Annotated in this window: 3 protein-coding genes; 1 reads left to right on the top strand and 2 read right to left on the bottom strand. The window is 63.8% G+C overall.

Annotated elements, in window-relative coordinates; genetic code table 11:
• Positions 1-171: 171 nt before the first annotated feature.
• The gene (osmF, locus tag Q9290_RS16430; protein WP_306080721.1) at positions 172-1,083 is read right to left on the bottom strand and encodes a glycine betaine ABC transporter substrate-binding protein OsmF; all 912 of its coding nucleotides are present in this window, start codon (positions 1,081-1,083) and stop codon (positions 172-174) included.
• Positions 1,084-1,160: 77 nt separating this feature from the next.
• Positions 1,161-5,192: a hypothetical protein gene (locus Q9290_RS16425; protein ID WP_306080720.1), complete on the bottom strand. Its 4,032-nt coding sequence runs from the start codon at positions 5,190-5,192 to the stop codon at positions 1,161-1,163.
• A gap of 225 nt (positions 5,193-5,417) precedes the next feature.
• On the opposite strand from Q9290_RS16425, the gene sstT reads away from it, so the two are divergent.
• Entirely contained in the window at positions 5,418-6,641 is a 1,224-nt protein-coding gene (sstT, locus tag Q9290_RS16420; RefSeq protein ID WP_306080719.1) for a serine/threonine transporter SstT, read from the top strand.
• Positions 6,642-6,775 lie beyond the last annotated feature (134 nt).

The raw sequence follows: 6,775 nt of genomic DNA, 5'->3' as shown, positions 1-6,775 counted from the left end.
CGGCGAGTGACAGGCTCACTACTGGAGCGAGCTCTGGCAAGGTTGAGCCGCCTTTACTTACTCTCACCAGGCGTTTCTGCATGACCAGTAAAAAACTGGGGAGCCCTCAGCGCGAAGGCGGGGGTCCATGTTGCAGACAGCGCCGTATTTAAGGCCGTGCAGTTCTTTCCATCAATCCCGCTGCATTTCCGCCAGGTAGTCGGCGGCCACGGCTTCGGCGCTTTCACCGCCGATGGCGATGCGGCTGTTCAGTTCCTGCAGGGTTTTTACGTCCAGCGACTGAAACACCGGCTCCAGAATGCCGGCGATCTCCGGGTGCGCCTGCAGCACGCTTTCACGCACTATGGGGGCGGGGGCGTACACCGGCTGCACGCCCTTGTCGTCGTCCATGACCACCAGGCCCACGGAGGCAATGGCGCCGTCGGTGCCGTACACCATGGCGGCATTGGTGTCGTCGGTTTTAAGTGCGGCGGCCTTGATGGTGGCGGCGGTGTTGCCACCGGAGAGCACCAGCAGCTGGTCGTCGCTCAGCTCAAAGCCGTAGGTCTGCTGAAAGGCAGGCAGCACGGCGGGGCTGGAGACAAACTCGGCGGACGCTGCCAGTTTGATGTCGCCACCTTGGCTCACATAGCGCCCAAAGTCCGACATGCTGGCCAGATTGTTGGGGCCGGCAATTTCCTGGCGCACGGCAATGGCCCAGGTGTTGTTGGCGTTGGCCGGGGTCAGCCACACCAGCTGGTGGGCATCAAAGTCCAGCTGTTTGGCCAGGGCATAGCCCTGCTCAAAGTTCTTCCAGGCCTCGCTGCTTTCTTTCTGGTGAAAAAAAGCGGCGTTGCCGGTGTACTCCGGATAAATGTCGATTTCGCCGGCGATAATGGCCTTGCGTACTATGGGGGTGCCGCCCAGCTGGCTGCGGTTTTCCACATCCAGGCCGGCATTGCTCAGGGCCTGGTAGATCAGGTTGCCGAGCAGGCCGCCTTCGGTGTCGATCTTTGACGACACCACTATGGGATCTGCCGCCATGGCCGGCAGGGCAAGGGTGGCGGAGAGGGTAAACATGGCCGAAGCCAGCAGCTTTTTCATGAAATGAGTCCTCGTTCGGCGAAATTGGGGGGCATCTTTTATTTTAAGGGTACCCCATGGCGTATCTCATCTGAACCCTATTCGGGCGCTTTGGGGGTTTTCCAGGGATCCTTGTCGGCTCGTTTGGCTTTCAGTAATGGCAGCGGCCGCCACAGGCCATCGCGGGTAAAGCACTGCCAGCCCCAGCGCAGCCAGCCCAGCAGGGCAAAGGCCAGCCACAGCGCCCACACCAGCATCAGCAGCCGGTAAAACAGCAGCGGCACCGACAACACCCAGCCGGTGGGCAGGGCACCGGCGCTGCGATCCTGAAACCAGTTCAGCCGGTTGCCGTAAGAGCCGTTACCGGCAATCTGCATGTCGGGCAGGCCCAGCAATCCTTGCTGAATGGCGTGGAACAGATAAGCCAGCGCCACCAGAGTCAGCAACACCAGGCCCACTTGTGCCAGATTGAACCAGGCGCCCGCCTGCTGGTGTTGCCAGCGTCCGCGCAGCCCAAAAGCCAGTAGCCAGAGCACCACGGTGGCGGCCATCCACAGCGGGATCTGGGTCAGGCCCAGGCCCAACAGCAGCCAGTGGTGAAAGCGCAGCGGAGTATGCGGCAGCCGCGCCAGCCCCGCCGCCAGCAGCACGGTAATGGCCACCAGGCTCCAGAACAGCACCGCCGGCCCCAGCCGGGGGCCGCCGGCAAGCAGTACCCAGCGATCCCGGCCCAGGGTCAGCGCCAGGCGATGATTGACGCTCTCGCTGTTGAGCTGCACTCGAGGCGTGGTGAACAGGGGGGTAATGCCCTTCGGCTGCCGCCAGTGCACTCGCACCTCTTGGGTACCGGGCGCCAGTGGCAGGGTCAGTGTGTGCTCACTCAGGCGCAGCGGCAGGGTGCGGTCATTAATGGCCACCGACTGCAGTTCGGCGCCGGCGGGCAGTTGCAGCGGGTGCTGACCGCCCTGGCTGCTGCGCAGGATCAGTTCAAGACGCACATCGGTGGCGCGTTTGCCAGGCTGAACGTTAAGGGTGCTGCTGTCCATGGTCAGCGTCTGGCCACTGATGCCGGCGGGGCGCTGAATTTCAAGGCGCACGCGCTCGCCGGGCCAGGGCCGCCATTCGGGCAGCCACCGGTCGCCGGCGCCCAGATGGTGAATGGCCGCCAGCCCCGTGCTTTGTACATGCCAGATGGGGCTGGCACTCAGCCGCCAGGTCTCGGTCCAGTCTTGCGTTTGCGGCGCCTCAAGGGTGAGGGTGTCTGCTCGCGTCAGTGTCGACTGCCAGCTCAGCCGGCGTTGGCCGGCGGCCAGGCTGACATGGGCTTTGCCGTTCACCACGGGAATGTCGTCGGTAAGTACCGACTCACCGGGCAGCAGTGGAATTTCAAGGCGCAGTGCACGCTCGGCATCGGCCTCCCGAACAAGCTGATTGTCTACCCGCCAGTCCAGCCCCAGTTGCAGGGTGCGGGTGACCTGAGCAAAGGTGGGCAGCACGCCGGGCTTGAGCCCGGTGTTTTGCGGCGTGCCGTCGGCGCTCAGGCGGGTCAGCTGCAGCCGGTCGTCGGGCACGCCGTTTTCGTTGAGTCCCTGCAGCCGCCAGCCGGAAAGCTGAGCGTCCACCCGTTTGGGCGGCAGCGGCAGCGGCAGTTGCAGCTGGCTCTGCTGAGGCAGCGGGCCGGCGAGCTCTACGCTGTGTTTGCCCGCGGTCAGCGGCAGATGCAGCACGCCTTGTGCATTGCGCCACAGCCCAGTGGCGGGGCTGCCGTTCAGCCGTACTTGCTCGGGCAGCCAGAGATCGCCCCGAGCCGGCAGGGGCACGGCCATGCTGGTTTGAGTGTGAATATCAAGGGTGAGGATCAGGCGCTCCGGGCTGGCATCAAGCGTCATGCGGCTAGTAAGCGCACACTCGGGCAGGCACTCGGGCGGCGCCAGCAGCCGGCTTTTCAGCTCGGCCAGCAGCTCGGGAGAAGGATACTCGGCCCTGGCCTGCGGCACGGCGAACAGCAGTGGCAGCACCAGCAGGGCGGGCAGCCACGACCACAGTGGTTGTTGCAGGTGCAGGCCCTTGCCACGGGTAAAGCTCACGCCGGCCATGCGCAGCACCAGGGCGCACAGCAGGGCCACGCGCAGCAGGTTGAGGGCAGCGTTGATCCCGGGCGACAGCAGCACCAGCCTGAGTTGCTGCTCCTGAGTCACCGGCCCGTTCCAGCCAAATTCCACGCTACGCCACTGCCAGTCCGGCAGGCCCGGGCCGGTTTGCACCAGGGCATTCGGATCCAGCCGGGGCAGGGGGCCGGGCTTGGCAGCCACGGGGGCGCCCTTGAGTGACAGGGCCTCGTCGGCCATGGATTCCACCTCTGTTTTCACCTGACGCGGGCTGTTGACGGCGGCAGAGGGCACCATGCCGGTGCGCGCCAGTTGCGGATAGAGGGCGGTGCGCACCTCGTCCACCATAAAGGGAATGGTGATAAGCACAAGCAACAGCAGGGTCAGTAAACGGTAGCCCGCCACCCAGTGGCGCAGCCTGCCGGCCGGCAACACCTTCAGCAGGGCACAGGCCGCCAGCAGGTGCAGCCAGACCCAGCGCGGCGGCCCCATGCCTGAAGGCTGATGCCAGATCAGCCCCAGGGTGATTAAAGTCAGCAATCCCCAGTGCCAGCCCCACAAGCGGTAGGCGGCTACGGCGGCGATCAGTACCAGAAACAAATCCAGCAGGGTCCAGCGTTGCAGCCAGGTGTGGGGCGAGTTGTCCATGCCAAAGGCCGCCAGCAGGCTCCAGCTCGGCGGCAGATGCAGCCGGCTGCTCAGTTGCTGCAGGTTCAGGTTCCAGCCCACCGCCGGCAGAATGCCGGTATCGCCCTCAAGACGACTGTCGGCCACCAGCGTGAGCCGGCCGTGGCGCACTTCCACTCCGGGCCGGTCGGTGTCGTCCAGCCGGGTGACCAGGCGGGGCTCTCCGTTAATCCGTACCCGGCCCAGATCCAGCCTTGGCGCGGTTTCCAGCCGCCAACCCTGCGTCATGGTGCCGGTGACTTCATCCTTCAGGGTGTAGCCGCCGCCGTTAAAGTCCAGCCACAGTTCCCGGCGCAGGGAGAGCTGGTTGGGTTCGGGGCTGGGATTGCCCCGGCGCTGCACGACAAAGGTCATGGTGGCATCCGGTGTCATGCGGTACGCGGGCAGCGACTGCCACTCGGGGGGCAGGCCGCTTTGCCTGGCGTCCACTATGGGCGGGCCCTTAATCTCCATCAGCCGCAACTGCGGATAGGCCTGCACCGCCCAGACTTCTTCCTCGGGCCAGGGCGCGGCAATGGCCGGCAGTATCAGCTTGCCGGTGTCTCCGGGATGGCGGCTGATCAGTTGCAACTGCCAGCGTCCCGGCCGGGCTTGCACGCGCAGCCGGCCGTCCGGCTCCAGCCGGGCGGGCAGGGGGCTGTTGAGTGCCAGGGGGATCTGATCGTCAAGCTGCACCGGGCCCAGCAGCAGCTCCCGGGGGGAGCCTGCCACGTTCAGCTCAATGCGGGTCTCTACCCGCAGGGGAATATCGTCGGCCACATGGCGATAGACGTTGATATCCAGGCGATTGGAGGCTGTGGCCTGTGAGCTGGCTTGACGACCTGGCCACAGCCGGTCCTGGTCATCCAGCTCGGGGGCGCTTTGCGGGCGGCCGTTCAGGCTCAGGGCCAGCAGGCCGGTGCCGGCGTCCAGCTGCAGGCTGAGGGGCAACCGGGCCCATTGCCAGCGGCCTGCAATTTGGTGTTCGCCGGCGGGCAGGCTGAGCTGCGGCCGGCCATTGCGTTCGGCCACGATGGCGGGTTCACCGTTGACGGTCACGCCCTGAGGCCAGTGTTCACGGCCGCCGGGCAGGGGAATGTCGGCGGCCTCATACAGTTGCCAGCCTTGTTCAAAGCGGCCGCCGTCGTTGGTAAGGGTAAGCGCCAGCCGGCCCGGCCAGGCGCAGCGACGCTCGGCATCTTGCCGGTATAACAGCGGGCAGCGGGTTTGGGTGTCGCCTTGCAGCGCCCAGTCCACCCAGGGTTGCAGCGATGCGGGCACGTGCGTTGAGGGCGAGGTCTGAGCCGCCACCGGCAGCATGAAAAAGGAAAGCAAAATGATGAGCAAGGGGCGCATAAGGTTCCTTTTATGAGCGGCGTTCCGGGGGCGGTCGGCGTGTTTATAGCCTAGCAGGCGGCGCAATGAAGGAGTCAAGCGACAACTTTAATGGCGATTTGTTGGTTGAAATTTGTGTATCGCATTACAAAAATTCGCCTTTGTGGTTTTTTGCTGGATTTTTCTGCTATAAAGTTGCCTTGTCTTTAGCGTATGAGATGGATTTTTCACCATCAAAGGATGACTATGAACCAAACCCAACCCCTTATGCTGCGCATGGTCTACGGCGGCAGCCTGGTAACCCGAATTCTGATTGGTATTGTGGCCGGTGCCGCGCTGGCGGTGCTGTCGCCCGAGGCGGCTCAGTCCGCCGGCCTGCTCGGCAGCCTGTTTGTGGGCGCGCTCAAGGCGGTGGCTCCGGTGCTGGTGTTTGTGCTGGTGATGTCGTCCATTGCCAACCACAAGAAAGGTGAACAGACCAGCATCAAGCCCATTCTCTATCTTTACCTTCTGGGCACCTTTGCCGCGGCGCTGACGGCCGTGCTGCTGAGCTTTGCCTTTCCCACCGAGCTGGTGCTGGTCAGCCACGGGGGTGAAGCCTCGCCGCCCGAGGGCATTGGCGAAGTGCTGCAGACCCTGGTGTTCAACATTGTCGATAACCCGGTGAATGCCCTGCTGACCGGCAACTTTATCGGCGTGCTGGCCTGGGCCGTGGGGCTGGGGCTGGCGTTCCATCATGCCGGTGACAGCACCAAAACCCTGCTGAACGACCTGTCCATGGGCGTCTCCGCCATTGTGAAATTCGTGATCCGGCTGGCGCCGGTGGGCATTTTTGGCCTGGTGGCCAATACCATTGCCAGCACCGGTTTCGACGCGCTCTGGGGCTATGCCCAGCTGCTGGCGGTGCTGCTGGGGGCCATGATGATCATTGCCCTGGTGGTGAACCCGGTGCTGGTGTACCTGAAAATTGGCCGCAATCCTTATCCGCTGGTGCTGAAGTGCCTGCGCGAAAGCGGCGTAACAGCCTTTTTTACCCGCAGCTCTGCCGCCAACATTCCGGTGAACATGGAGCTGTGCAAAAAGCTCAAGCTGCATGAAGACACCTATTCCGTGTCCATTCCGCTTGGCGCCACCATCAACATGGGCGGTGCCGCCATCACCATTACCGTGCTGACCCTGGCGGCGGTACACACTCTTGGGATTGAGGTGGACATCATGACCGCCCTGCTGCTGAGTGTGGTGGCCTCGGTCTCCGCCTGTGGTGCTTCGGGCGTGGCCGGTGGCTCGCTGCTGCTGATCCCCCTGGCCTGCAGCCTGTTCGGCATTCCCAACGAGGTTGCCATGCAGGTGGTGGCCGTGGGCTTTATTATCGGCGTGCTGCAGGATTCTGCCGAAACCGGCCTGAACAGTTCCACCGACGTGCTGTTTACCGCCGCGGCCTGCATTTCCGACGAGCAGAAAGCCAAGTAACAAGCCCTCATGTGTCTAGTCCTGAAATAGGTTTACACATTTTCAGCTAGCTTTTCGCCACTCAGAACGCCCGATGCACCGCATCCGGCGTTCTGTATTTCAATGCGTGATGAGGCCGCTCCAGGTTGTAAATA

The sequence above is a fragment of the Oceanimonas aquatica genome (genome assembly GCF_030732065.1).
GTDB lineage: Bacteria > Pseudomonadota > Gammaproteobacteria > Enterobacterales > Aeromonadaceae > Oceanimonas.
This window is presented reverse-complemented; position numbering and strand designations above follow the sequence as displayed.